Source organism: Paenalcaligenes niemegkensis, assembly GCF_022230885.1.
Lineage (GTDB): Bacteria > Pseudomonadota > Gammaproteobacteria > Burkholderiales > Burkholderiaceae_B > Paenalcaligenes > Paenalcaligenes niemegkensis.
The window spans coordinates 35218-62121 of record NZ_JAKGCT010000005.1 but is presented as its reverse complement, the minus strand read 5'-3'; the positions used below and the strand labels follow the sequence as shown (position 1 = coordinate 62121).

Sequence of the window (26904 nt, the reverse complement as noted above, 5' to 3'; positions counted from 1 at the left end):
CATGATCACGTCCCATAAGACGAAACTGGCCTTTTATGGCGACGACTTCACTGGCGCCACAGATACCTTATCAACAATTGCATGCGCAGGTTATCGGGCCATGCTTTTCGTGCGCATCCCTAACCGCAAACAACTAGCTGATGCAGGCCCGCTTGACTGTCTGGGTATCGCAGGCGCCGCACGCTCCATGAGCGAGCCACAGCAAACAGCAGAGCTGATCGCTACAGGACTGTTTCTTAATCAAGTCGCAGCAACCGTCACACACTACAAAACTTGCTCCACCTTCGATAGTTCACCATCAACTGGCAGCATCGGAAGAGCCGTTCAGATACTGAAGGAGCAGTTAGACCTTTCGCCATTCGTGCCAATCGTTGGTGGACAGCCTAATCTGGGTCGCTACTGCGTATTCGGTAACGTGTTTGCCGCCTTCCAAACCGGCGGTGCGGCATATCGTCTTGATCGCCACCCCACCATGAGCCATCATCCGGTAACCCCTATGCACGAGGCCGATTTACGCCTGCATCTGGCTGAGCAAGGACTAAAAAAGCTCGGACTGATCGAATTTCCCTGCTATAAGCTGACAGAAGCCGAGTTCGATGCCGCTCTTGATCGCACGATAAGCAATAACACAGACGGTGTGCTGTTTGACGTAGGGCAAGCAGAGCATTTGAAGATTGTAGGCAAGGCGATCTGGCAGCGGGCCTACCGGGAACCGCTGCTTGCGGTGGGGCCCAGCAGTGTCGCCCAAGCTCTGATTGCTCACTGGAAAGAATCCTGTCCAGGCACCCAACAACTCAAGACAGCTATAAACAAAGCCCATGACCCCGTCTTCATCCTGTCGGGCAGTCGCTCACCGGTAACGGCTCGCCAAATCAGGATGGCCACCTCCTACCAACACATACCGCTGGATGCCTCTGTTCTAAGCTATGGAAATCATGCTGCGCATGATGCACTGCTCGCTCAAGTATTAAACGGCTTATCGCAGGGTAAAAACGTACTAGCGTATGTCTCCAGCGAATCGGATCAAAACCGTCCTATCGCTGCTTCCGTTCTGGCCGAGGCTTGCGGCCAGTTCCTATCGCGCGTTCTAGAACATAGCAATTTGTCCCGGGTCGGCGTCGCAGGCGGAGATACCTCCAGTCTGGCCCTTAAGGCCCTAGACGTGTGGGGCTTGTCTTATATCGGCCAAATAGATCCCGGCACAGCGCTGTGTCGCATACACTCCGATCTGCCACATCTGTCAGGAATAGAGATTATGCTCAAAGGCGGCCAAATGGGATCTGAGTCCGTGTTCGAGAAGCTACTTTCCCCTGCCTAGAAAATGGGGAGGGCAAATTTAAAGAAAGCGGCGGATTTCGAACACGCAGTCCACCTGGCCCGATCCTCTCAGGTAACCTTCAAGGCTCAACTTCAGGAATGGAAAAACATTCTCATTCGTGGTGGCGATCCAGAACAGCTCGATAGCATCGCCCCAGCCTGGGGAGGGTGTGCAACTTTCATCGGGGCAAGTTACTATCATTTCCAACAAGTTAAACCTGAACAGGCTAAGGAAATGGACCAAGTCATACAAAGATTGCGCCAGTTTCGTGATGATCGCGACTGGCAACAGTTTCATAATCCTAAAGATTTGGCAGTGGCCCTAAGCATCGAAGCAAGTGAGCTGCTAGAAGCTTTTCTATGGAAAACACCCGAAACTGCCGATACCGAAAAAGTAAAGGAAGAACTGGCAGATGTTCTGGCCTACGCCCTGCTTCTATCTGATGCTTACGGTTTTGACATTAAAAAAATCGTCTTAGATAAAATTGAACGTAACGAAGAAAAATACCCGATAAACAAAGCCAAAGGCAGCGCCAAAAAATACACCGAATTATGAGCCAGACACATCTTGTCGAAGTAAACCGATACGGATTTTCGGCCAAAACTTTGGCGGGAATAAAAGCCAACGCTTACGCCACCAGTAATTGGCCGCTGGTATATATACTCAGCGATGGCGCTACGCGCCGTGCATACGTTGGCGAAACCACCGACACGCTCACTCGTCTAGGCACACACCTAAAACATACACACAAGAAATCGTTAACTACGGTACACCTGATCAGCAGTGAGCGCTTCAACAAATCAGCGACGCTGGATATTGAATCGGCGCTCATCAAATATTTGGCAGCCGACGGTTGCTTCGACCTGCTGAATGGCAATCTGGGTCTGGTCGACCACAATTATTATCAGAAAGACGAACTTTACTCGCAAATCTTTCGTGAAACCTGGAACAAACTGCGAACCCAAGGCGTTGCAGAACACTCACTCGAATCCATCGACAACTCCGATGTCTTCAAGTACTCGCCCTACAAATCCTTATCATTCGACCAGCGGCAAGGCTTAATTGAAATAATGCGCGCACTGCTGAACCCAGGGATGAAAAACCTTGTGGTAGAAGGAGGCGCAGGAACCGGAAAGTCAGTTCTGGCTATCTTTCTTTTCAAACTTATTCATTCCGATGATACCGACCTGAGCCTGCGCGAATTTTCTGAAGAAGAAAGTGAGCTGCGCGACCTGCTAGCACAATTCAAGCGAACCTACATAAAGCCGCGCATGGCGCTGGTTGTCCCGATGGCTTCATTCAGGGCCACCTTGAAAAAAGCGTTCAGACATGTGGTCGGCCTGCACCCAAATATGGTCATCAGCCCTTCAGAGCTGGCACAGCAGCGCTATGATATTGTGCTGGTTGATGAATCGCACAGGCTGCGTAAGCGCATTAACTTAGGTGCATACTACGGTGCATTTGACAAGGCGTGCCTGGCGCTTGGGCTAGACAAACACACCTGCAGCGAGGTTGACTGGGTAAGTCTGCAGGCCGATAAGGCCGTGTTTTTCTATGATCCAAACCAATCTATCAAACCGTCTGATGCCAATGCCGCCGATTTTCAGGCAATCAAATCGTCACCTGAATCAAAAGTAATGACGCTGGTTTCACAGTTTCGTGTCCAGGGAGGTCAGCACTATGTGCGTTTCATCGATGCACTTCTGAACACCCGTCTGGAAATCAATGAAAAATTCAGTTCAAGCAAGTACGAGTTTTTACTGTTTGACGACATTTCCGCGCTAGTAAAGGAAATTGGCCTGAAGAATCAACACTACGGCCTAGCGCGCCTGGTCGCTGGCTTTGCCTGGCCCTGGCTGTCAAAAAAAGACACAAGCCAGCACGACATTGAAATCGATAATGTTCGGCTACGCTGGAATAGCACCAGCACCGACTGGATCAATACACAAGACGCCGAACATGAAGTTGGCTGTATCCATACCACCCAAGGCTATGATCTTAACTACACAGGCGTCATTTTCGGTAAAGAGATTCGTTACGATAAAGTGAACGACCAAATCGTCATCGACAAAGACAACTATTTCGACCGCAACGGCAAGCAAACAATAAAAACCGCAGCCGAACTGAAGCAATACATACTGAATATTTACAGAACCATTATGTTGCGCGGTATCAAAGGCACTTTTGTTTACGCTTGCGACGCTGATCTTCGCGATTACCTGAAGCAGCATATCCCTATGCACCATTCTGCTGTCGGCAAGTTCACCAAACCGGTTGCCAAGCTAGTACCCTACATCAACGCCGTTCCTTTCTACGACTTACAGGCCGCCGCAGGTGGTTTTAGCGAGCTTCAGCACGCCGAACAAAAAAATGGATTGCCGCGCCACAAGGCGTGACAGTGGGTAAAAACCTTTTTGCGTGCCAAGTTGTTGGTGAGTCAATGAATAAAATCATTCCTGACGGTGCCACCTGCCTTTTCCGTTTAAATCCAGGCGGGAGCCGAAACGGTAAAATCGTGCTGGTTGAATGTGCTGACATCCAAGATGGCGATGAAGGCTCTCGGTACACCGTCAAAGAATATGAAAGCATCAAAGTTGACACTGAAGACGGGTGGCATCACCAGCAAATTCGCTTGAAACCTCGATCGACTAATCCAAATCTCATCACGCTTGAGCTTAGTAACGAGGACGAACACCGTTACCGGGTTATCGGTGAGTTTGTGTGTGTCATCAGTTAAGCCTAGAAGTTAGCCTCATGGCGGGGGATTTTGAGAATGAAGGAATTTGAGAAGATAAAATCCTCTGGAGCACGCTAAGCCTTGCTGGGCTTGGTTTTCCGGAGGGTTTGCCCGGGTTAGTCTTACGCTTCAATTAGACGATTTTGGATGGGTTTTACCTTCCGGTGGCTCCTATTTGGCACCTAGAAATCGTCACTGACAGGAGGCGTCATGGCTACCTTAAAGCTTACCAAGACCGTTATAGAAACCGCAGTACCGCAGGGTAAAGATTATGAACTGCGCGATACCCTTGTCCCGGGCTTTCATTGCAAAGTCACGACTAAGGGCAGAAAGATATTTGCCCTTCAGTATCGCACTAATTCGGGAGACCGTCGAAAGCCCACGATTGGAAAATTCGGTGAGTTGACCGTCGAACAGGCTCGCGACATCGCGCGAGACTGGTTTGCTGATATTCGCAAAGGACATGATCCGAGTGCGGAGAAGGCGGCGGCACGGCAAGCGCTTACCATCCAAGAGCTATGCAAAAAATTCATCGAAGAATACTCAACGCCGCGCAATAAACCGAGCACCGTTGTCACCTATCAGGACCATATCAACCGCTACATCATACCGACCCTGGGTCGCATCAAGGTGCCGGATCTGACACGGGCCGACGTGAGTGACATGATGCAGCGACACTCGCATATCCCCTCTACGATAAATCGGGGGTTCGCCTGCTTACGCAAAATGCTGAACATGGCAGAGGTATGGGGTTATCGTCCGGACGGTTCCAACCCCTGCCGTCATGTTCCGATGTACCCCGAAAAAGGCACAACGCGATTTATCACCGATGATGAGCTGGTGCGCGTCTACGAGTATCTGGATCGAGCTGACGCAGAAGGCCTGGAACATCCCTTGTTGACATTAGGCATCCGCCTGCAGTTTTCATTTGCCGCTCGCATGTCGGAGATTCGGCTGTTGGAATGGGCCTGGGTGGATTTTGAGAATCGCCGCATCGCGTGGCCGGACAGTAAGACGGGGAAGATGTCTAAGCCCATGGGTGAAGATGCTTATCAGCTTCTTTCGTCGGCCCCACGCATTGAAGGGTCGCCCTACGTATGCCCGAGCGTCTTCGACGGCGACCAACCAATGTCAGAGGGAACCTATAAGAACGGCTGGACGCGCATTCTGGAGCGTGCCGAGGTTCCCCATGTCGGCACGCACGGTATTCGACATCGAGCGGCGACAGACATTGCCAATTCCGGGGTTTCGGTCAAGATCGGTATGGCGTTGACGGCGCATAAAACGGCAACCATGTTCATGCGGTATGTTCACGCCGAGGATAACCCGGTGCGGGAAGCTGCCGAGAGAGTAGCGAGTTTGCGCAAGGAACTCGTTGGAGGAGGCCAAGAGCAAAGAGATCTGCAGGATACCCCAAGTGCCGCCGAAAAGACGGGCGGGAGGGCTAGCCTGGGGAAGTATCAACCATATCGGCATCGCCGGGTGCTGGCGCGTGCCATCCCACCTGGAACGAAACGCGCCGATTCGTCGCAGGAGTAGCAGCCATGACAGTTGACGGAATGACGACGGAAGTACGACTCATTGAGCGCTACGGCATCCTCTTATCTCTGGATGATCTAGCAGAGGTTCTCAAACGTAGCCGGGACGGATTGCGCATAGCGTTGCATGGTGATTCTGAGTTTGCGCGAACGTGGTGCCCGGCTAAGAAAAAATCGGTCGGCGTGTTTATTTTCGCGCAAGCGATGTTGCTCGGTTAATTGACGAACGCTGGCAATGCTGAGCTGGTCAAGCTCTCAATGTAATGATGTTGTCGGGTGTCAGCCTGTATTGTAGGAATGAAGACGGCTTGCTCATAGGCAGAATACTTAATTTGGACGAGAGAGCAGGTTCGGCGAAATGCGCCCTGCGCGGAAATCAGTTACAAACACGGCAAAGCAATTGCAAGGAAAGCGTGGCCCCTGACCGGGCCGGGGAGAAACATGCAACTTTGCCGTTTTGAGATTCTCAACATCAAGTGTATAGAGAACGCGTACGTGGAGTGGGAAGAGCTGATCGTTCGTATCGGTGAGAGCAATGTGGGGAGGTTGTCCGTGCTGTTAGCCATTGTAGTCATTCTCAATGGCAGTTCCATCAAGGACGCCTCGCTGCTTCGTCGGCACCAGATCGATGAGGCGAACGCCATTGGGCTGATTGGGCATTTCGATGGCCTGACTGATGACGAGAGAAACCAAGCGGCTGCGCATGGCCATATGGATGGTGGCCGTTGGGTGGAGAAGCTGCATAATCAGGGGCAATTGCTGGCTGAGCTCCTGCAGGCCGTGTATATGCTCTACTTTGCTCTGATAGTCGAACCGCGAACAGCTCTCGTGTGATGCATGCGCCTTGAGGTTTTTTTATGAACAACGATATCACGAGTCCGAGTTACAGAGAGTTTATGCGAGCTAGACGCCCGCATCTGTACTCAGACACCTTGCACGTCGAAATCGGTGAGATGGACAGGCGGCAGTTCGAATTTCACCTCCATTCACTCACAAGCCGTAAGGAGGAGATCGCGTTCGAGAACTTCGCGAGGGTGCTAGCTGAAAAGGAGCTATGCCCTAATCTGATACCGCAAACCGGGCCTACAGGCGGTGGAGATAGCAAGGTTGACACCGAGACGTATCCTGTCGCCCCAGCGATTGCGACGCTCTGGTACGAGGGCAATCCGGCCGCGGCCGACCAGCGTTGGGGCTTCGCGGTGAGTGCCAAGGCCGACTGGAAGCCAAAGGTTCGTTCTGACGTAGTGAAAATCGTAGCGACCGGCCGTCCGTACACGCTCGTCTACTTCATATCGAACCAAGCCATTAGGGACAAGGACCGCGCAGAAATGGAGGATGCGCTCACGACCAAGCATGGAGTGCAGGTGCGTATTCTTGACCGTAGTTGGATTGTCGGGAACGTTATTCGGAACCGGCGGTGGGACATTGTGGCCGAGACTCTCCAGTTTGAGCTCACGCGCAAGATTGTCGCTACTCCGGGCCCGCTCGACGCTGGTAGACTACGTGACCTGGAGGAGCTGGACAAGAAAGTCAACGCGGCATCTGGCTCCGCGTTCACGCTTGAACTGGTCGAAGCGAGCTTACAGTCTGCACTTCTCGCACGAAGCCTCGACAGGCCGCGATATGAAGTTGATGGCCGCTTCGACCGCGCAGAACGTCTCGCGCGAACTATCGGTAGCAGTCAACTACAGCGCATTTGGTACCAAAAGGCGTGGACCGCTCTGTGGTGGTTTGATGATCCGGAAGAAGCTGGGCGAATCTACGAGCAGCTGGCACCCGAAGTGTTGCCCTCGGACTGGATCTGGGACATTGATAACCTCGTCAACCTGTGGCTTGCTCTTCAAGCATGGAACCCTCCGGGCGAAGTCCGCACCAGTGCTCTACGCGTTGCACTTCAGCGCCATGCCAATGACAGGTCAAAAGAGACGAGCTCGCTCTGGGCGCAGATCCAATTGCTGCAGATGGACCTCGTCGCCGCCATGCGAGTTAAACTCGACCTTCAGCCTACCTTGGTCGCCATGCGACAGGTCTTAGGCAAGGTGCGCCGGCATATTGAGTTCCCAATTGAGCCCGTCGTTCGTATCGTGCGAGAGCTGGCGAGCTTTATCGGCGACTCACCGGGGTACGACGAACTGCTGGATGCGGTAATCGAAATAGAGCGCGACAGAAACGGCGACCGCGCCGCTGGAGAGTTGCAACTGCAACGTGGCCTGCAAAAGCTTGAGCGGAAGAGGCCATATGAAGCGATTGACGACCTGGCTCGCGCGCAGATACTTCTTGCGCAAGAGGACAGCCGCGACGAGTTCATCGCTGCCCTGTGCGGTACGGGTTTGGCGTACGAATCGGCAGGTTTACTTTACGCGGCAAGGGCGAACCTAGTATCCGCACTGGACCGCTGCTTGTACTCGTGGTTCAAAGAGCGAGCCATCGACCGCCGCGCCTTGCCACTTCTGAAAAAGCTGGCATGGTTGGAACTACAACTTGGTCGCGTTCCCTACGTGCTCGCATGGGTGAAGTGGTTTGGGCCTATCCAAGTCGCGCTGAGCCTGAATGAGGAAGACTCAAAGGACCTCGGGCAGGAGGTACAAGCCATCGACCGAGTCCTGGGGATTTTGATTCTGCGTACTGCCCATGAAGATTGGGTATCGCTGACGCGGCTTCCGGACCTTTTGTCCACGGAGGGGCTCGAGATGTCACGCGCCGCCGCCCTCTTCATGCTCGGGCATGAGGACAAAGTACGAGCCGAATATGGTGCGGTAGATGAAGACCTGAATCAGTTTGCAAGCGACTGGCTTGCTGCTCCGGCCGCGCAAGACCTTCCGAAGCGGCCGTCATGGCACTTCGGCACTGCGAGCATGACGACGATCATTCTGGGTTGCCAGGTCGAGGTCGTCGCGCGGGGCGGAATCATATCAGCACTACTCGGCGAGAGCATCATCGGATTTCTGGAAGCTTTCTACTCCACGGCAGTGAGAACTCGGAGGCTGCTGTCGCCTAGGGAGCGACTGGTCATAGAGGTGCGGCAGTCCGAGGCTGCAAAGCCGCCCTTTGCTTATCGCCATGTTGAGGACGACTGCGGCGAGACAATGCTCATCGTGACCCATCCCGTTTCCGCAGCCGCAGGTTTGGTTGGCGAAGGCTTCGAAACGCAAATGATTGAGCTGTTTGCGCGCGTGACCTTCGAGCTGCAGCTCGATGTAGAGCGACAGGGTTTAGAGGAGATGTTCGCGAAGTATCGTGCTCAAGACCGTGCTTATCATGTGGCGTGTTCAATCATTCCTGTTACGAACATTCTTGGAGAATCGCCTGCAGGGCGCGCGGAAGATTGGGTGCAGGACGACACACTTGCCGCATTCCCGTTCATCCGCGAAAAGGCGTGGGTACCGGCTGTGGTGGCGACTGCGTCCGTCGCTCAATCCTCTGAGCGCGATTCCACTTTCTCGGCGACTCCACCACCAGAGCATCTCTTCGGTGTGGACGCTGTGCTGCATCGCGACTTGCGTGTCATGTCTCCCATCATTCTGCCGCTCTGGGATAGGGCCAAGTGGAAGGGGACTGGTGTGGCGCTTCCGCAAGTCTCAGGAGAAGTGGTGCCACCGGTGATGGCTCTAGCATTCGAAAACTTCGATGCGGGGCAGAAGATTTTTCGCGGGTGGCGCAAGAAGGTTGGCACCGACAACCGGGACGGATGGCTGAGTGTGACCGTCATCACCGAAATTCGACGCGACAGCCCGCTGGACTACCGAGTGGTGGTTGGCATCAGCGAGTCTTACATGAAGACTGCAACGGCTGGCAATCGCCTAGCCACCATGGTCTATCGGATGCATGACATGACACCCTCGTCCAGTCGGAACTTGGACGTCTTGAAAGACCATTTCCGACGGACGGGTTTCGTATTTCTGTTGCCGGTGGCGTTCAGCCTTACCTCGCCGGGCATCGAAATGACTCGCGAGAACTTCGAGCTTGGCATCAAGCTTTCCCACTTGGAGTTCATTCCGGCGTGGCAGGTAGATGGTACTTCGCCACTCGTTACAGCTATGCGCGGCATAACCGATCCTTTCCTTCCGCCGGGAATGACCGAAGCGCCCTTTTTCCAAGCACTTGCCCGCCTCAGGGCGGGATAGCAGAACACTTTCATTTACCTTACTCCCTCGTTGCGTCAGGAGGAAGACTTAATCGCAATCGGCTACGAACCTGTGGATACTGTTCGATAAACTTCTTCAGGCGCTTATAGGGTTTCTTGCGCCGAATAGAACGAGCGTCGGCAATGGGTCGTTTTCTGCTTGGCTAATCGGACGGAACATGTCAGGTCAAGTCTGCATCAGTGCAGTTGTTGGCTTTGATCGATGTCTCTGTCAGTACTGCCCATGATAGTCTTTAGCCACCATGAGTGGCACAGTATCCGCCTGCCTCATGTTTGGTCTTCCAGGCGGCTGGTTCCAGTTGCGTGGCGGCGACGACAGTGTTGCGGCAGCGATCACCTTTTCGGGTCTTGGCTGAACAGTACACGCTTCCCTGGCTGGAGACCCACTCGATATAGTTGGTCCGGCTCAAGCCCACCAACTCTCCATAGATTTCGTTTTTGTCCTCCAGCAGGCGCAACGCCTGTCCAGGCGTTGCTACGGCAGTTCTGCCTCCGCCCAGTGCCGGCACATACACGGCCAGTTCGCAACCTGCATCGACCAGTGCTCTGAGAAGTTTCAACTTTTCCATGTTTATTTCCTAAAGGAGTGTTCATAGCTAAGCCGGCGGGCCATGCAGAACCAAGCGTGTGTTGTGTGGAGTGACAGCCAGAGTGTACGAGGGAACGCCCATACATTCGAAACGCGGCGCGAGGAGAACGAAAATGAGTGCAGACCGTATTCCATTCTGATACGTTTTGATTCAACTGGTATAGTTGGGATTCGAACGTTGTTTGGAGCGGCAGTGGGTGATATCGAGGTTACAGTGTTGAGGTCGGGCACAGAGATCGCCAGAATCGTGCGTCCGCTACGAACGCACGGCGGCGTGTCGGCAATCACTTATCGCCGGAAGCTGTGGCGGGTGACTGGCTCCAGCATTGATCTTGATGAAGGAGCGCTGAACGCCGATGAAATGTTGTCTGAAATTGCGGAACAACATGTGACGGAGACTTCTGCTGACTTTGGAGTATCTCAAGGTTTTATTCAGGGGGAGCCGGAAAACTCGAGAATTCTTGTTGATGCAGGCCCTGGTACGGGAAAGACGTACATGGCCTGCTCCCGGGTTGCCGCAATGATTCGCGATGGTGTACCTGCTACACGAATCTGGATTATCAGCTTTACCAGAACTGCCGTTATCGAATTACGCAATCGTATTGCCGCTGCGCTCGACGATCCTGCCGAAGCCGGTGCTATCCGTATCGCGACGTTAGACTCTCACGCTTGGGCATTGCAATCAGGGTTCTCAAGCGGGGCCATTCTTTCCGGCGGTTACGAAAAGAATATCGAATCCACACTTATGCAGGTCCGCGAGGACGCTGAAGTTGCAGAATACCTGCGGCGATTGCGCCATCTGATAATCGATGAGGGGCAAGATATCATTGGTGTGCGGGCCGAGCTCACACTGGCTATCCTTGATGCGTTAGAGCCGGAATGCGGCGTTACAGTATTCGCAGACGAGGCGCAAGCGATCTACGGATTTACAGAGGATGATCAACTAGGTTTGGAGCCAGCCGCCTCACTGCTGGACGGATTGCAAGCTCGCGGTTTTCAGAAGCGAAGCTTAAGCTACGTATATAGGACCGAAAGCCCGACTCTGAGAGAGATTTTCACCTCGGTCCGTCGGTGCGTCATTGACAAAATTGACCACACAGAAGCCAGACAGCAGAGAGTCCGTGCGGATATCGAACGCCTTGCTGATGGGGTAGTTGATACCAGCCGTTCTCTCGACGTGGCCGCACTAGACCAAAATACACTTGTACTGATGCGGCGCAGGGTAGATGTCCTTATGGCCTCCAGTTTTGCTACTGCACCACACCGTTTAAGAATGTCCGGACTTCCCGCATGTCTGGCGCCATGGCTTGCCATGCTTTTCTGGGACTGGACGGAACGGCGTATAACCAAATCTATTTTCGACGAACGCTGGTTCGCCCGTTGCACACCGACAAGACCTGGAATGCCTAGCCAGCAGGCGGCTTGGCAACTGCTTTTTGAAGTCGCGGGAGACAGTGCGACTAGTCTTGATCTGCACCGGTTACGCAATGTATTGGGGCGTCCAAACCCGCCGATGCTTTTTTGCTCTCCAGAGTTTGGATACGCGGGGCCAGTGCTAGGGACGATCCACGCAAGTAAGGGGCGGGAGGCATCTGACGTGATCCTCTATTTGCCACCAGATGGTGATAACGAAGATGGTGGTGATGGTGAGGAGGAGATCAGAGTTATGTTTGTCGGAGCAACACGTGCACGTGACAAGCTTATGGTCGGCACATCTTCCGGGCTTAGGGCAGGTTCCGTGAATGGTCGTGTGTGGCGCAGGGCAAAGGGTGGGAAAGTTCAGATTGAAATTGGGAGGGTGTCCGACCTGGAACCGGATGGCCTAGTTGGTCGTACTGTATTTGCAACCTCCGATGAAGCACAGTCGGCACAGTCCGCATGGCTCGATGTCCCGCTTCGCACTGGAATCAGCGCCCGAGCTGATCAGGATATCGACTGGAGGCTAGCTCTCGAAGCTGATGGGCAGCGCTTGGGAGCGCTTAGCCGATATGTCAGTAATGATCTGAAGCTCATAGCCAAGCAATGTGATAAGTGGCCTCCTCCGGGGTTCTTGCCCCATTTAAGATCCATTGGCTTGCGTACGCTGGCCTTTACGCCGGACAGCGTAGTGGCTGAGGAGCTACATGAGCCTTGGCGTTCCAGCGGTTTTTTGTTTGCGCCACTGTTGCTCGGATTATCTGCTGCTAAATTTCCAGGGGGTAAATGAATGGGACAAGATTTGATAGCATTTCCTGCACGAGAACAGATGGTGGAACGGTTGTGCAAGGACTTGATAGGTCCTGCATTAGGGGACGAGGTTCTGAATGCGCGCCCTTCCGATATTTATCTAACAGGAATTCTCTGGCCGAAGAACACAAAGATCGCGCCGGAGGAAGATGAGCGGCTGGCTGTTGCCCCAGGTGAGGGTGAGGAGGGTGACGACGCCGATGATCAGAGTCAGCCGGCATCTGTTCCCATGCGGCGCCCATCCACAGCAGGGCTTTCATTTGCTGCACGATCTGCAGGGGATGGAAGTCCGGAAGTCCGGGTGAGCATCACACTGGGACGTTACCTTCCCACCGAGGTTAATGGGGCAACCTGCTGGCGCCGGATAGAGGTGGTGCCAGCACCGAGGCTGCTGGCTCTCGTGGTCGGCGGGCAGGACTATGATCTCCGTATTCCCGACTTGCCAGGGTTGCGGCTGAACTTGCGATGCAGCCCTTATCAGCACGGGACACTTGCGACAGTCACGCTAGTCAATGGCTGCCAGCCTGAAGGACCCGGTCGCGATGAGATAGAGCGGGTCACGCTGTTTCAAGTGAGTCTTTCCGTTGAGGCTGCAGACAGCACCGTTCTGATTGCAAGGCCAAGCCGCCGTGCAGTTGTTGATGACGAAGATCGCAGTGCCGCTCTTCTTTATAAAGATGCACGTGAGTATGCCGCTGGCCACACATGTTCGGCGGATTGGTCTGTAAACAACAACGGAGATACGGCGCGAGTAGAGAACGTGCGTACAACGTGGATGCCCCAGGCGCTGGTTCCCGCAATCAGCGCTGACGGCCACGCTCTGTTCCGGAATCTTCGGTCAGAGGCCGGCGATGTATTTTCGGCGGCGTGGCTTTCTATGGCAACCCGTGGCGATCTGACCGCGGCACTGACGCGGTTCTGCAATGCTTATGAGCAATGGATTAACGATCTGGCCCGTTCGGCAGACGGACTATCAGGCTCTGAAGCGCTGACCGCCGACCAGCATCTGGATGATACTCGCATTGTGCTTCAGCGTATGCGCGGTGGAGTGAGCCGCCTTGGAAACGATGAGCATGCTGCCAGTGCATTCCGGTTGGCAAATTTGGCCATGGAAACACAGCGAACCTGGGGCAGAAATGGTAGCCTGTGGTGGCGCCCCTTCCAGCTGGGCTTTCTACTTCTTACTCTCGAATCTGCTATTGATGGTAGGCATGAAGATCGGGAGGTGATGGATTTGTTATGGTTTCCAACGGGCGGGGGTAAGACTGAAGCTTATCTGGCACTTATTGCCATGGTGGCCTTTCATCGACGCTTGTCCTATGCGTCGCCGGACGATGGTGCTGGTGTTGCCTGCATTATGCGCTATACGCTTCGCTTGCTGACAACGCAGCAGTTTATCCGCGCGGCAGCTATGATCTGTGCTTGTGAAGCGATCCGGCGAAAGAGCATTCCGTCCCTTGATGCGGATGGCCTTGGCGCAACTCCGTTTTCTATCGGTCTCTGGGTAGGAGAAGGAGCGACTCCGAATACCCGGAAGGGGGCCTTTGAAAGTAAGTCAGACAGTTCCAGGGCGACGCCCCAACAGCTGGTGCAATGTCCTTGCTGCCATAGCTCTTTGCACTATCAGCAACAGCATCCTGCCGACGCCGTGAGCATATTCTGCACCGACCAGAGCTGTCTGCTGGCTGGGCCAGCGTCATTACCGGTGTGGACCGTTGATGAGGATGTTTATGCGGCGCGGCCGACAATGCTTATCGGTACAGTAGACAAGTTTGCTCAGATTGTCCGGAAGCCTCAGACAGCAGATCTGTTCGGGGTCGGTGTATCTGCTCAGCCGCAGCTCATTTTGCAGGATGAGTTACATCTGATCGCCGGCCCACTTGGCACTCTGTGCGGACTTTACGAAACTGCGCTGGATCTGATCCTTTCTGCAAACGGAACACGCCCGAAGATTATCGGCTCCACAGCTACTATCCGTCGTGCCGCCGATCAGGTGCAGGCGTTGTTCGACCGCCGTACGTGTCAGTTTCCGCCTCCTGGGCTTGATGCTTCCGATTCAGGCTTCGCAGTCGTTAACCCGGATGCGCCCGGACGTCGCTACCTAGGCGTTACTACGGCCGGCCGGTCGGCCAAGTTCACCTTACAGGCTGTCGCTGCATCACTCTTGCAGGCGGCAGCGGCGGGACTGGCAGAAGCAGATCGGGATCCGTACTGGACATTGGTAGCGTACTTCAATTCGCTTCGTGAGCTGGGCGGTGCGCTTGTTCTGATGCAGGACGACGTTAACGACACTCTACGCCTGCTGGCTCAGGCACGTCGTGAGGCTCCCAGAGAGCCCGCCGCAGTGGAGGAGCTTACTTCCCGTCGTTCTCAAAAGGACGTCCGGCATATGCTGGACCTGCTGGCTACACCGGCCGGGGCAGATGGTGCGCTGGATGTGGTTCTGGCAACGAATATGCTTAGCGTCGGAGTTGATATCCCGCGCCTGGGTCTGATGCTTGTTAATGGTCAGCCAAAAACAATGGCGGAATACATCCAGGTAACCAGCCGCGTCGGACGTGGGGAGGTTCCCGGGCTTGTCATACCGATCTTGAACAATGCTAAGCCAAGGGACCGGTCTCACTATGAGACGTTTAAGACTTGGCACGCTACTCTGTATCGCGACGTTGAAGCCACAAGTGTTACTCCCTTTGCTTCACGGGCGCGCGACCGCGCCTTGCATGCGGTTCTGGTAGCTGTTATCCGTCACCTGGTGCCCGGCATGCTCAGTGCACCGGTACTCAATGATGAAGCCATCGCCGCTGCAGAAGCTTTGATCGAGCGAATCTCCGAACGTGCTGCGCGAGTTGATAAATTCGAGACGGATGTAAGAGCTGAGTTGCAAGCACGGCTTAATCGATGGATCCGGCGGGCGCCGCAACACTACTGGAGTTTTGCTTCATCAGAGTCACTGCTTCAAGGCGCGGAGCAAGCGGCTGCGCGGCGGGCCGCCGGCCGCTCCATCGGGCAAGCCTGGCCCACACCGAACAGCATGCGTGGCGTAGAGCCCGCGACACCGTACCGGCTCGCCGAAGGTCTCAGGAGGACTGCTGATAATGGCTAAAAATGATCTAGGTGAACTTCGCCGCAGCGCTGCCGCTGCAACGTTCGGGCCAGGAGCTATTATTGACTTCAGGGCAGGCGGCGCTTCTATATCGGCGGTCGCGGCCGGTCTCGAAGAGTGGGACTCGAACTTTCCACCGGGGGCATGCTGCACTCTCAAGCCATCCGCGAGGAACGGCTACAGAAGAAGCTGGGCGTCAAGGGTTTTCGGCTGCCTCCTGTGCGCGATCCATCAACGGACAAAGATGCTGAACGCTCTCTGGTTGCGGTGCGCTTTCCAAGTTGGCTTCAATGCCCGCATTGTGACAGGATAGGCCCCGAAGATTGCTGGGCTGAGGCGCCTGGCCATGCGGGACGTTGGTGTACTTCCTGTACTCAGAAAGCGCCGGGACAGGATAAGGTTTTTGCCATTCCGGTTCGCTTCGTGATGGCATGCGAAGCCGGACACCTCGATGAGTTCCCCTGGCATACATGGGTCGGACATACGGAGGTCTGCAAGAGTCGTCGAGGATTTCTTAAGCTGACTTCAGAGCGACCTGGCCTTGCCGGCCTGATGCTGAGCTGCCCCGACTGCAAGAGCAGGAGATCCATGGACGGAATTTTCTCGGCCGACACATGGCAAAGGTTTCCAGATTGCCGGGGAAAGAGACCATGGCTTGCTGCAAGCAACGAGTCATGCACACGCAAGGCGAGAGCGGTTCAGCGCGGTGCCTCTAATCTTTATTTTCCTGTTGTTGAGTCGGCCCTCAGTATTCCTCCCTGGTCCGATCGCCTGCAAGAAGCGCTTGGCGTTCAGTGGGATCCTATTGTGGAAACGCATCCTGAAGATCGGGCCGGCTTTATCAAGATGCTGGCGCGCGGTACGCTGGCACCGGCACTTAAAGAGCTTGCTCTTACGCCCGAAATGCTGGCTTTGGAAATCGAGCGCCGCCTTAGCGCTCACGATGCAATTGAAACGACTGACCTTCGCCTCGAAGAATATCGGCAGCTCACCGGTGGTGTTGCGGCTCAGGGCCTGGATCGGGAGTTTGAAATACGCCCACAGTCCGTACCCGCTTTTATCGCTTCGCTGTTCTCACGCCTAGTCAAGGTGGTTCGTCTGCGAGAGGTGCGTGCCGTCAGAGGATTCACACGGATTCAGCCCCCTGGCGATCCAGAGTCGCCCGATATAGCGCGTCTTTCAGTCCGTAAAGATCTGGATTGGCTACCTGCTATAGAGGTTCGTGGCGAAGGTATTTTTCTGGAATTTGATCCGGCTGCGGTTTCAGCATGGGAAAGTCATCCCGATGTCCGGCGCAGGGCATCAACGATCAATACACAGTGGCTGTCCGAGTGGCACGAGCGTCATGGAGCAGGTTCCTCACCTTTGCGCGCGATTACGCCGCGCTTTCTTCTCATTCATACCTTTGCACATGCTCTGATGAGGCAATTGACGCTTGAGTGTGGCTATTCTTCTACAGCTCTGCGCGAACGTCTCTATGTGGGTCAAGCCGACGCGGCGATGGCCGGTGTTCTAATTTACACGGCGACAACAGACGATGATGGGACGCTCGGTGGATTACAGAGGCAGGGAGATCCTGAGCGGATGAAGCGCACAATTATTGCTGCGCTTCATGCTCAGACTTGGTGCTCATCTGATCCGCTTTGCATTGAGGACATGATGGCGCCTGAAGACGGACTTTCGCTGGCAGCTTGTCACTCTTGTGTGATGGCGCCGGAGACTTCCTGCGAGGAATTTAACCGGTTCCTGGACCGGGCAACGCTTGTAGGAACCCCGAGTCAGCCTGAGTTAGGATTCTTCCGACCGGTTCTTGACCGAGCTGCCGAATGACTACGGGCCCAAGAATGTGGCCGCAAGTACTGCCGACCCAAGTTCGGGAAGATAGATACCGGAAAGCCGAAGTCAGAGTTTATGATCTGCTCCGTGAACAACTGGACGCTGGCTGGACGGTTTTTTACAGCAGGCCCTGGTTGGGGCTCACGCCTACAGGCGGAGAGAAGGACGGCGAGTGCGATTTTGTGATTGTTCACCCGAAGCACGGCTATCTTGCTATTGAGGTAAAGGGAGGAGGGATTACCTACGATCCGGCGACTGATTCCTGGTGGAGCACGGACCGAGATAAGTACCGCCATTCGATTAAAAATCCTGTCGATCAGGCACGACGTGCAAAATATGAGCTACTCGAACGCGCAAAGCGGCAACGCAATTGGCCAGCCGCTCGCTTTGTCCGGGCGCGACATGCAGTTATATTTCCGGACACTGAAAGCCCTCCGCGAAATCTGGGCGCAGATAAGCCTAGAGAGCTTTTCTGCTGCCGATCAGATCTTTCGAAGCTTGGTGCGTGGGTATTAACTCGCTTAAGCGGAGGACAGGAAGATGAACTGGGATCAGAAGGTGTGCAGGCATTCGAGCGTCTGCTGGCCGCGCCTTTTACTTTACGCGTTCCACTTGGCCATATGCTGACCGATGACGAGCAGCAGATTCAATGCCTTACTCCCCAACAGTTTCACATACTTGATTCAATAGCACATCTTCCCAGAGTTGCTATCGGCGGCGGCGCAGGTACAGGGAAAACTATTGTTGCCATGGAAGACGCGCTGCGTCTGGCAGAAGCAGGGAGTCGCACTCTGCTGACGTGTCTCAGCGATGAGCTGGCGGCTGATTTGCGTGGGCACTTGTGCGACAAGCCTGTCGAGGTGATGAGCTTTCCCCGGCTGTGTACGCAGATGGGGCTGCAGGCTGGCATTGCCAACGCTTCAGCCGCTTTTTCTTCAGATGGCGGTCCCGAACTGTTGCTTGATGCTGTTACGCAAGAGCCTTCTCTTCGATTTGATGCCATCGTGGTTGATGAGGCGCAAGACTTCAAGCCTCATTGGTGGGTTGCTCTGGATTCGGCATTAACAGATGCGACTAGCTCACGACTACACGCGTTTTACGATACAAATCAGCGTGTTTACGGTGAGCTAACCGGACAGCTCGCCAGCTTCGCTATGATTCCAGTACGCTTGAGTAGGAACCTGCGGAATACCCGGGCAATTCACAGTGCTACTACGCATTTCTACACGGGACTTCCTGTTATCGCCGACGGGCCGGATGGGGTTGAGGTCCAATGGGTGGAGTGTTCCACAGAAGAAGTCGCAAAAACTGTGGCAAATCTGGCTCAAGATTTATGCAGGCAAGCAATAAATCCGGGTGAGGTTGTTATTCTGTCGGAGGATTTTCGATTGCTCCAGCAGTTACAGGAGAAGATCAAGGGTCTGCTGGATCGGGGCTTAGCTGTCTCCAGTGTGCGAAACTTCAAAGGCCTCGAGCGAAAGGTGGTAATCCTTGCTGCAACTAAAGAGCTGGCAGACGAAGTCGAATTGGCCTATGTGGCTCTTTCGCGTGCGCGTGTGCTTCTGTCTGTTGTGGGCGAGCCTGTAATACTTAGCTGGTTACAAGGCAGAACTTAAGAGTACCGTTCTGTGGATGCCAAGTAAGCTTCCCATCTTCTTATGAGAGGAGCTTGCGCAGGTTTGCTACTAGTCGGAAGCTGCAGAACGTTCCTCTCAAGCGACTGATATCCTGCATTTCTGACGTGTGCTGGAAACCGCAAGGTCAGGGAGTCGGGATCGATACCCATCAGGTTCAAATCGAACAGTGTATGCAGATCTGCCCTGAGTAACAGTCCGTTCTCGGGGTGATGGTCGTTGGCGTCGCGAAACGGGTCGATATGGGCCGCCTCGACAATATCCATCAGTTCGCAGCCGGATGCCAGACAACGGGCTCCATACCGTCGGATGAGTTTGTCGCGGAACGTTTTCTGCCCCCGTCGGATCCGGATGGACCGGAGCACGCTTTCTCGGGTGTCGGTCATGGTCGCAATGAAAGCAGAGTCTGAAGTGTTGTCCGCTCCCGTCTCTGCTTCTGAATCCGCCTCCGAGGGACTGAGTACATGACGATGCAGAAAATGCTCAATCAGTGCTCGTGTTTGAGGATAACTGGAGAGAAGTGTCTGTTCGATTCTGGCGAGATCTAACTCCTCAATTGAAAGCTGATCGTTAGGACGAAGGGCTGCGGCCTTCAGCTCTCCGACGGCTACGGCTTCTGGCGTTTTAACGAAACTCCGTTCATATCTGGCCTCGTAGCCCGAGACGTTGATGACCTCCTCTCTAGGCGCCTGAAACTCATGCCCTTTTGTGCACCGCCAAGGGATCGGATTGGACTTGCGACGTTTGATACCGGTCTGCCCGCATACGGGGCACCGCCTCCGGATTTTCTCGATGGTGGAAACCGAAATGCTTTCGATTCGGGCGACTCCCAGCAGGCGCTTCGAATCCCTGACAAAAACCAAGTCTCCCGTCGCAAGCTGTTTATGGTTGGGAACACTGCTATCGTAACGGTAGACCCGTTGCGTCTCATCGAGGTAGCCGGTATTCCCACCGTACTGACGGGCTTCAGGCTCCAGGGAGATAAGAGACCAGGTACGGGGCGTCGCCATCAGTCTGTGTCCTCGCCATACGAGCTTGCGAGAATAATCTCGTCCGTATCGAAGTCCAGGAAAGCAGGCCGGACGGAAATGCCGTCCGCCGTTACGCCCGAGGGAAGAGCACTCAGCTGGTCCAGAATCCCACGCAGTTTGGGACCAATGTCGCGCGCAATCCGCATCTTTGCGGTCTCTTCAGTCACTTCATACAGGCGGTAGATGTCATAAAGTTCCGGGCCGTGAACAGCCCGATACACTTCTCCGAGTGAAAGATGGAGCGGATTGGTAAACGTTCCGCTGGTGCTTTTGGCGTCAATGACACGGGTATCGCCAGGTGTTGTGGTCACCCGGAAGTCAAAAGGTGCGACGGCATTGATGCTGGCCGTCCATTCGAATTCACTGATCCGGCTTTGCGAGTGCTCATAGTCCAGATAGGCGTTCAGAAGATTTTCACCTGTCACACCCGTTTGCTCTGCGGCCTGCCGGGAACGGATGAAATCTTCAGGGCTGATACCTCGGCCTGCGGATCGACTGTTGATGGTTGCCGCTCCGGTGGCTCCTCCCAGCGCGGCATCCTCGAGAGCGTCGCTTTCAATCCAGCTATAAAGCGGATGTCCTGGCGGGGGAGATGCGGCCGTCAGTACGTCCGCGACAGACGTTTCCTGGAGTACCCACATAGAACCTGAGGGGTATCTGCGGGCAAGCTCCCGGTGTATACCTGAGTCAGCCGGGATCCCGCTTGCAACGAAGTTGATCTTTACCGCTTCCGGCCTGTCGTTGCCAGAGAACTCAAACAATGCGAAGTCACCCGGTGCGAGGATGTTGTAGCGCTCAGGATCGTCGTCCGGATTGTCAATCTGTTCACCGTTCAGGCGCCAGTTTTTCTGTTGTTTCAGTATCTTTCGAGCCAGCGTGTATGGCTGTACCAGGCCCGGTCCGAACAGATGAACCGCGAGCAGATAGACCGGGGTCCGTTGTGTGGAGGGCTTGCCCAGTTCTGGATACAGCGTATCAGCGATGATCCGGGTATCGAGATTGAACGCTTTCTGGTTACCTGCAGGGCGATTACGGAAATGCCACTTGAAAAATGTCAGATCTGAGGCCGTAAGCCGCTTCAGAGCCAGTTTGCGCGACATGGAATTTCCTTCTTGTTCTGAGTGTCTGGGATCTTCTACTATATCGCCCTGGCGGGCGATTGCGGAGGTGGTGCAGAGGTATGCATAGTGGTGCATAATAGCACCATTACCATCCAATTGATGGACATTCAATCTATGGCCCGTAGCCCTATCGCTCCTGCCCGAAAGACCGTGAGAACCTCCGTGATGCTGCCGGAGGGCGCGCATCTGCGCGTACAGGCTCTTGCTGATGCCAACCATGTTTCTGCTGCCTGGGTCATCCGTATGGCAATACAACGTTTTCTGGATGAGCATCAGGGGCAGCTCGAGCTGCCTCTGCGCTTGTCCTCCCGAGAAGGATCCGATTCAAATGAATAATGATGCCATTGTTCGCAAGCTGGCGCGTCTTCGGACAGGCGCGAAGCCCCGCGTTCTGGATTTGTTCGCCGGTTGCGGTGGCATATCCATTGGTTTTGAAAGCGCTGGCTTTGAAATAGTGGGGGCTGTCGAGTTTGATCCCGCTGCCGCGGAGTCTCATGGTCTGAACTTCCATAACGGTGCTGAGGCACACAGTCAGGCGATCGATATAACGAAGACTTCTCCTGCTGAACTTTGTCTGCAGCTTGGGCTGGACAATGTGGAGGATGCGTTCGACGTGGTTGTCGGAGGGCCTCCTTGTCAGGCTTTTGCCCGTGTAGGCAGATCGAAGTTGCGTGAGATTGAGGAGCATCCTGAAGCCTTTATTCATGACCCTCGGGCGCAGCTCTATAAAAAATATCTCGAGTACGTCAAGGCCTTTCAGCCACTGGCGGTTCTCATGGAAAATGTGCCAGATATTCTGAACCATGGCGGTCAGAATATTGCCGAACAAACCTGCGAAGTGCTGGAAGCGAAAGGCTATAGCGGTGCCTATACTTTGCTTAACTCAGCGTTCTATGGCGTTCCTCAGATGAGAGAGCGTATGTTTCTGATTGCCTACCGGAATGAGTTGGGGGCTAAGGTTTCGTTCCCGTCTCCGACGAACTGGCTTGTGTTACCTCCGGGCTATGAAGGTTCGCGTTCGGTCGCGCTTAATGCGCTTCGTCGTCTGGAAAACGAGGCACACTCTTATATCGTGCCTCCGGCAGCCACCCAGGATCTCCCTCCGGCGGTGACGGCTGAGGATGCGCTCGGAGATTTGCCGGCAATTAATGCTCGTGAACTGCTCGCTGCGGGGAAGATTACCCGGGGTGCACGGCGCTTCGACACGCCTGTCAGTTATGGTCGTAAGAAAACTTCAGCTTATGCTGATCTGATGCGTAACTGGCCCGGGCATGAAGCGCCCAAAGAGGGCTTAACGGATCATGTCATCAGATACTTGCCCCGGGATTATGCGTTGTTCGCGCGTATGAATCCCGGTGATCAGTATCCACAGGCTCATGCGCACGCGGTTCAGATGTTCGAAGAGCAACTGGCTGCGGCTCGGGCCCGGGGTGAAAAGCTTACAGAGGGTTCTGCGAAATACAAAGCACTTTGGGCGTCTATCGTGCCCCCGTATGATGCAAGTAAGTTTCCGAACAAGTGGCGCAAGATGTGGCGCGATCAGCCTGCACGCACGCTTATGGCGCACCTTGGCAAAGACGGCTACAGCCATATCCATTACGACAGTAAGCAGGCGCGGACGATCTCCGTACGTGAAGCGGCCCGTCTGCAATCGTTCCCGGATGGCTTCCGCTTCAGCGGCACGATGAATCCTGCGTTTAAGCAGATCGGTAATGCCGTACCGCCATTGCTGGCTAAGGCTCTTGCCACACAAATGATGCAGACAATTAAATTAGCAGTCACAGCAAAGGAGATGGCAGATGAGCCTCGTCGAGCGGCAGCAGCGGTTTCTTGAGGAAGCGCAGAAACATTTTCGTGCGACGAGAGCGACCCGCACCAACAAGCTGTTTGGTGTCTCCAACAGTGCGAAGGTAGTTGAGGGTGGCGTTCAAATCGGTGTTCCCAACCTGAACAGCGCGAGTGCAGACGCCGAGGCGTTTATCATCGCGACAGTAATGCGGTTTCCTCCGGAAGACGAAGTGTACTTCGCGGTGCTTATCCGTAAGGATAAGGAGAAGTTTCTCGCACGTCTCGATGAGATGAAGAGGCTCGGCGCTGTAGCAAGAGCAGGCGGTGATAGCGACGGGTTGGGCGACGACAGCGATAATGACGCTGACGAAGCCGGTAAGCCGTTTAAGTATAGTCACAGGAATAATCTTGTTCCGGTGTATCTAGCTGCGGACGGTCTGATCTGGATGCGTAACTCAGGCTTCTGGAACAGCCTGGATTTCGACCGATCTCCGTTCGGGCCAGCGGTTAAGCCCGATGAGATCGTTGTTGCCCTTTATCCACCTACTGCATCGGCACGGCGCAGCTTGCTCGCCCGGGAGTTCATTGGTTGGCTCGGTACTCTTGTGGGTCGCGAGAAAACTCATGAGTTACCGGTCTGGACCGATTCGGCGACGCTCAGTCCTGAAATGTGCCGCATGCCCGTAACGATTCCGGTAGAGGAGATCGAGGCCGCAGTCAGAGCTCTTGGTGGTTACTACCCCAATGGTGAGGTGCGGCGGTTTCATGCGGCACTGAACTTTCTGGATCACAAGCATTTTGTGATCCTTTCGGGCTTGTCAGGAACCGGCAAAACGCAGCTGGCGCTGAAGTATGCCAGGGCGGTACATGGTCTGACCTCCCAGGCTACAGCTGACCCCTTGATTTTTGAGTGTCCGGTGCGTCCTGAATGGACCGACCCGTCAGGTCTGACAGGCTATTACGACGTATTGACCAATCGATACGTTGTGCCGACATTTCTGGAGGCAGTGTTGGTGGCGATAGCGCACGGGAGCTCGCCAGTCTTTGTGGTGCTTGACGAAATGAATCTGGCAAGGGTGGAATACTACCTGTCGGATATTCTGTCTGCCATCGAGATCCGTGACGGTGTACTGCGGCTGCACTCCAACAGCGTGCCGCTGGAGGGGACGACCGGCACCAGTGTCCGGGCGGAAATCCCGCTACCTCATAACCTTTTTATCATTGGCACGATTAACGTTGATGAGACGACCAACCCGGTCAGTGATAAGGTGCTGGACCGGGCGTCGGTGCTTGAGATGTCTGCGGTGGACATCCCTGGTTTCCTGAGCTCTCTGGAAGTGCGTTATCCTGAGCTGGCTGCCGCCCGTGCCGTGTCCGAGCCGAAATTGACCGAGGTTCACGGGTTCATGCAGCAGCATGGTCTCGGGTTCGGATACCGTCTGATTGAGGAGTTTGTGCGTTATCACGCCTTTGATGCACAGCATCTGAGAAATGCACCTGATGAGGTGACCGATCAGTTGCTGGTGCAGAAGGTACTGGTGAAACTGCGCGGTGCGGAACGCCAGCGATCTTTGCTCAACAGTCTGGCCAAAGCCTGCGAAGGCTTGCCCCGTGCCCAGGCCTTCATCCGGAAGCTGCTGGGCGATCTGGATGACTTCGGCTCGTTTCAGGCAATGAGGTAAGTGTGTGGCTGCACTTTATATCCGGCGGGAAAACGGCGGACAGGCTTGGCAGGTCTGGCCAGTACAGGAGGTAATCCCGGCCGGTGAAGTGCGCGAGGCGGTTTCCTACCTGTTTGAATTGCAAGATAGTGATGACGCGTTGAATGCGGATCTGCTGATTGACGATGTGTCTGTCGAGGCATTGCGATCGCGTCAGCCCCGGGTGGCGCGATGGCGCTGGACGCCGGGCTTTCATGCCGGCGTCGCAGAGGTGGTATTGCGTATTCCTGGCACGGGTACACGTCGCTTTGATATCACGACGGATCCGGATCTGCGCAAGCTTACGCGCAATGACTTTGATGCAATGGTGCGGGAAGTGCTGGAAGACACCTTTGCACTTTTCTCACTCAGTGCGTTCCGTAAAGGCATCGCACGTCAGCCGGGCAACCGGCCACCGCCGCTGGCCCGGTTGGAGTTCCTGCGCTCGCGTGCCGACGAGATTACACAGACCATTGCAGCGATCAACCGTGCTCCCCGTCACTTCCTGCGAGCCGAGGAAGTTATTGTCCCGCTTCACCGGGCGGCGCGAGCTACGGGGCCAGAGATCATCAAATCGTTCCGGACTGGTCTGGTGCGGACAGAAGTAGCGCGGCCATCCAGGCTACCCCCGGCGCTGGGGGACGGCTGCCGGCGCAAATTACGTTGCGCCAGCGTCGTAGCAGTGTGGATATTCCCGAGCATCGGCAGATCAAAGCCTGCCTCAGAGCTTGGGCGGCCTGGTTGTCGGGGGTCGCCGAGTTGCTTGCAAAGTCAGGTAAAACAGATGATCCGGAAATTCTCACCGCTGCCGGAAACTGGGCGGTACGTGCGCGACGTATAGCCCGCCGGTTCAACGATGCAACCAATACAGGTTTCATGGCTGAGGTCAGTGACGGACCGGCGATGCTGCAGATGTCTTCATTGTTTCGAAATGATCCGGTATACCATCGCTTCTACCGGCTCTGGCAGGATATGAATCTGGGGTTGGCGGCGCTGTTTGGCGACTTCCTGCAGATGCCGCTGGCCAGGACGTATGAACTGTATGAGCTGTGGTGTTTTTTGCGCCTGTTGCGTACGGCCATCCAGGAGTACAGCCCGGCCGGTACAGATCTGGGGAATCTTTTTATCTCCGATGCCTCAGGTGGCGTGACGATTGCGACCGGTGCTGTCATCGTGCCGATCGGTGTAGACAAGGTGCTGTGCTTTCAGCGGCAATATCGGGAGTACTGGATCGAGCCTGAAGGCGAAGGTAGCTTCAGCCGTACGATGGTCCCCGATATCGTTTTTGCTGGAACGGGTCTTGGCAGCTCCGGACGGCGAATGATTGTGCTCGATGCGAAGTATCGCATCAATGACGGTCTGAATGACGCTCTGAATTCAATCCATACGTATCGTGACGCTCTGGTTCAGGAGGCTGAAAGCGGACAGGTAGAGGGCGTTGTAACCGCTGCCTATCTGCTCACACCACACGTACCAACGCTTACATCCGATTTTCGTACTACACCGGTACCGGGGCGCCTGTTCCATCCTAAGTACCGCGAACAATTTCGTTTTGGTGCAGTTACGCTGCGGCCGGGTATGAGCGCGGATGATTTGCGAGCGAGTCTTAAGAGCATCATTGCAGATGCAGGGTAGGAGGACATATGGTCGATGTGCTCACACCGGAACAGCGTCAGTTAAACATGAGCCGTATTCGAGGGCGGGATACCAAGCCCGAAATGCTGATCCGGCGAGGACTACATGCGCGCGGGCTTCGCTATCGTCTGCAAGACCGTAGTCTGCCGGGACGCCCGGACCTCGTTTTTCCGCGTCACCATGCGGTCATCCTGGTGCACGGTTGCTTCTGGCATGGTCATGACTGCCCGATGTTCCGTCTGCCAGCCACACGACGGGAGTTCTGGAGTGCCAAAATTGGAGCTAACCGGAGTCGTGACGCCAAATCTCATGAAGCACTGATCGCATTGGGCTGGCGTGTACTGACTATCTGGGAATGCAGTTTAAAGGGTAAGGGGCGCTGGCCATTCGGATCTGTGCTGGAGGCTTGCGTCGGTTTCATTCAGGGCAACCAAGTGGAGCTGATGATTTCTGGAGCGTGGCCCGCATCTATAGCGAAAACCTGAATCCACCGTATAACGCTCA

The 26904-nt window shown here is 54.8% G+C and carries 20 protein-coding genes; 17 read left to right on the top strand and 3 right to left on the bottom strand.

Annotation, left to right across the window (positions count from 1 at the left end):
- Position 1 precedes the first annotated feature (1 nt).
- The 8 genes from L1889_RS15870 (at position 2) to L1889_RS15835 (ending at position 9717) form a co-directional block, all read left to right on the top strand.
- Positions 2 to 1318, top strand: a complete 1317-nt coding sequence (locus L1889_RS15870; protein ID WP_238666337.1) for a four-carbon acid sugar kinase family protein — start codon at positions 2 to 4, stop codon at positions 1316 to 1318.
- Between the two features lie 3 nt (positions 1319 to 1321).
- Complete coding sequence (locus L1889_RS19405) at positions 1322 to 1873, top strand: nucleotide pyrophosphohydrolase (protein ID WP_238666016.1); 552 nt, start codon at positions 1322 to 1324, stop codon at positions 1871 to 1873.
- Complete coding sequence (locus tag L1889_RS15860; RefSeq protein ID WP_238666015.1) at positions 1870 to 3714, top strand: DUF2075 domain-containing protein; 1845 nt, start codon at positions 1870 to 1872, stop codon at positions 3712 to 3714. Before L1889_RS19405 ends, L1889_RS15860 begins: the two co-directional genes overlap by 4 nt.
- A gap of 44 nt (positions 3715 to 3758) precedes the next feature.
- Positions 3759 to 4055, top strand: a complete 297-nt coding sequence (locus L1889_RS15855) for a hypothetical protein (RefSeq protein WP_238666014.1) — start codon at positions 3759 to 3761, stop codon at positions 4053 to 4055.
- Positions 4056 to 4265: 210 nt separating this feature from the next.
- Complete coding sequence (locus L1889_RS15850; RefSeq protein WP_238666013.1) at positions 4266 to 5594, top strand: tyrosine-type recombinase/integrase; 1329 nt, start codon at positions 4266 to 4268, stop codon at positions 5592 to 5594.
- Positions 5595 to 5599: 5 nt separating this feature from the next.
- A complete protein-coding gene (locus L1889_RS15845) occupies positions 5600 to 5812 on the top strand; it encodes a DNA-binding protein (protein ID WP_238666012.1) in 213 nt (70 codons plus the stop codon).
- Between the two features lie 222 nt (positions 5813 to 6034).
- Positions 6035 to 6427, top strand: a complete 393-nt coding sequence (locus tag L1889_RS15840; RefSeq protein WP_238666011.1) for a hypothetical protein — start codon at positions 6035 to 6037, stop codon at positions 6425 to 6427.
- Positions 6428 to 6525: 98 nt separating this feature from the next.
- Complete coding sequence (locus L1889_RS15835) at positions 6526 to 9717, top strand: hypothetical protein (protein ID WP_238666010.1); 3192 nt, start codon at positions 6526 to 6528, stop codon at positions 9715 to 9717.
- Positions 9718 to 9970: 253 nt separating this feature from the next.
- On the opposite strand, the gene L1889_RS15830 is transcribed toward L1889_RS15835, so the two are convergent.
- The gene (locus L1889_RS15830) at positions 9971 to 10306 is read right to left on the bottom strand and encodes a hypothetical protein (protein ID WP_238666009.1); all 336 of its coding nucleotides are present in this window, start codon (positions 10304 to 10306) and stop codon (positions 9971 to 9973) included.
- 213 nt (positions 10307 to 10519) lie between these two features.
- On the opposite strand from L1889_RS15830, the gene L1889_RS15825 reads away from it, so the two are divergent.
- The 4 genes from L1889_RS15825 to L1889_RS15810 all read left to right on the top strand — a co-directional run bounded on the left by L1889_RS15825 (position 10520) and on the right by L1889_RS15810 (position 19107).
- Positions 10520 to 12532: a UvrD-helicase domain-containing protein gene (locus L1889_RS15825; RefSeq protein ID WP_238666008.1), complete on the top strand. Its 2013-nt coding sequence runs from the start codon at positions 10520 to 10522 to the stop codon at positions 12530 to 12532.
- The gene (locus L1889_RS15820) at positions 12533 to 15655 is read left to right on the top strand and encodes a helicase-related protein (RefSeq protein WP_238666007.1); all 3123 of its coding nucleotides are present in this window, start codon (positions 12533 to 12535) and stop codon (positions 15653 to 15655) included. It abuts the gene before it with no gap.
- Positions 15656 to 15772: 117 nt separating this feature from the next.
- Positions 15773 to 17485: an MrfA Zn-binding domain-containing protein gene (gene drmB / locus L1889_RS15815; protein ID WP_238666006.1), complete on the top strand. Its 1713-nt coding sequence runs from the start codon at positions 15773 to 15775 to the stop codon at positions 17483 to 17485.
- Complete coding sequence (locus tag L1889_RS15810) at positions 17482 to 19107, top strand: nuclease-related domain-containing DEAD/DEAH box helicase (RefSeq protein ID WP_238666005.1); 1626 nt, start codon at positions 17482 to 17484, stop codon at positions 19105 to 19107. Before drmB ends, L1889_RS15810 begins: the two co-directional genes overlap by 4 nt.
- On the opposite strand, the gene L1889_RS15805 is transcribed toward L1889_RS15810, so the two are convergent.
- Positions 19104 to 20135 carry an HNH endonuclease gene (locus L1889_RS15805; RefSeq protein WP_238666004.1) on the bottom strand — a complete coding sequence of 344 codons (1032 nt, stop codon included), beginning with the start codon at positions 20133 to 20135 and terminating at the stop codon, positions 19104 to 19106. The genes L1889_RS15810 and L1889_RS15805 overlap by 4 nt on opposite strands.
- Positions 20135 to 21256 carry a hypothetical protein gene (locus L1889_RS15800; RefSeq protein ID WP_238666003.1) on the bottom strand — a complete coding sequence of 374 codons (1122 nt, stop codon included), beginning with the start codon at positions 21254 to 21256 and terminating at the stop codon, positions 20135 to 20137. Before L1889_RS15800 ends, L1889_RS15805 begins: the two co-directional genes overlap by 1 nt.
- Before the next feature lie 21 nt (positions 21257 to 21277).
- Here L1889_RS15800 and L1889_RS15795 point away from each other — a divergent pair, with 21 nt between their 5' ends.
- The 5 genes from L1889_RS15795 (at position 21278) to L1889_RS15770 (ending at position 26885) form a co-directional block, all read left to right on the top strand.
- Positions 21278 to 21613: a hypothetical protein gene (locus L1889_RS15795; RefSeq protein WP_238666002.1), complete on the top strand. Its 336-nt coding sequence runs from the start codon at positions 21278 to 21280 to the stop codon at positions 21611 to 21613.
- On the top strand, positions 21606 to 23111 hold the full coding sequence (locus L1889_RS15790; RefSeq protein WP_238666001.1) for a DNA cytosine methyltransferase: 1506 nt from the start codon (positions 21606 to 21608) through the stop codon (positions 23109 to 23111). Before L1889_RS15795 ends, L1889_RS15790 begins: the two co-directional genes overlap by 8 nt.
- A complete protein-coding gene (locus L1889_RS15785; protein WP_238666000.1) occupies positions 23077 to 24747 on the top strand; it encodes an McrB family protein in 1671 nt (556 codons plus the stop codon). The genes L1889_RS15790 and L1889_RS15785 overlap by 35 nt, the downstream gene beginning before the upstream one ends.
- A gap of 681 nt (positions 24748 to 25428) precedes the next feature.
- Positions 25429 to 26400: a DUF2357 domain-containing protein gene (locus tag L1889_RS18580; RefSeq protein WP_257794018.1), complete on the top strand. Its 972-nt coding sequence runs from the start codon at positions 25429 to 25431 to the stop codon at positions 26398 to 26400.
- Positions 26401 to 26408: 8 nt separating this feature from the next.
- Entirely contained in the window at positions 26409 to 26885 is a 477-nt protein-coding gene (locus L1889_RS15770; RefSeq protein ID WP_238665999.1) for a very short patch repair endonuclease, read from the top strand.
- Positions 26886 to 26904 lie beyond the last annotated feature (19 nt).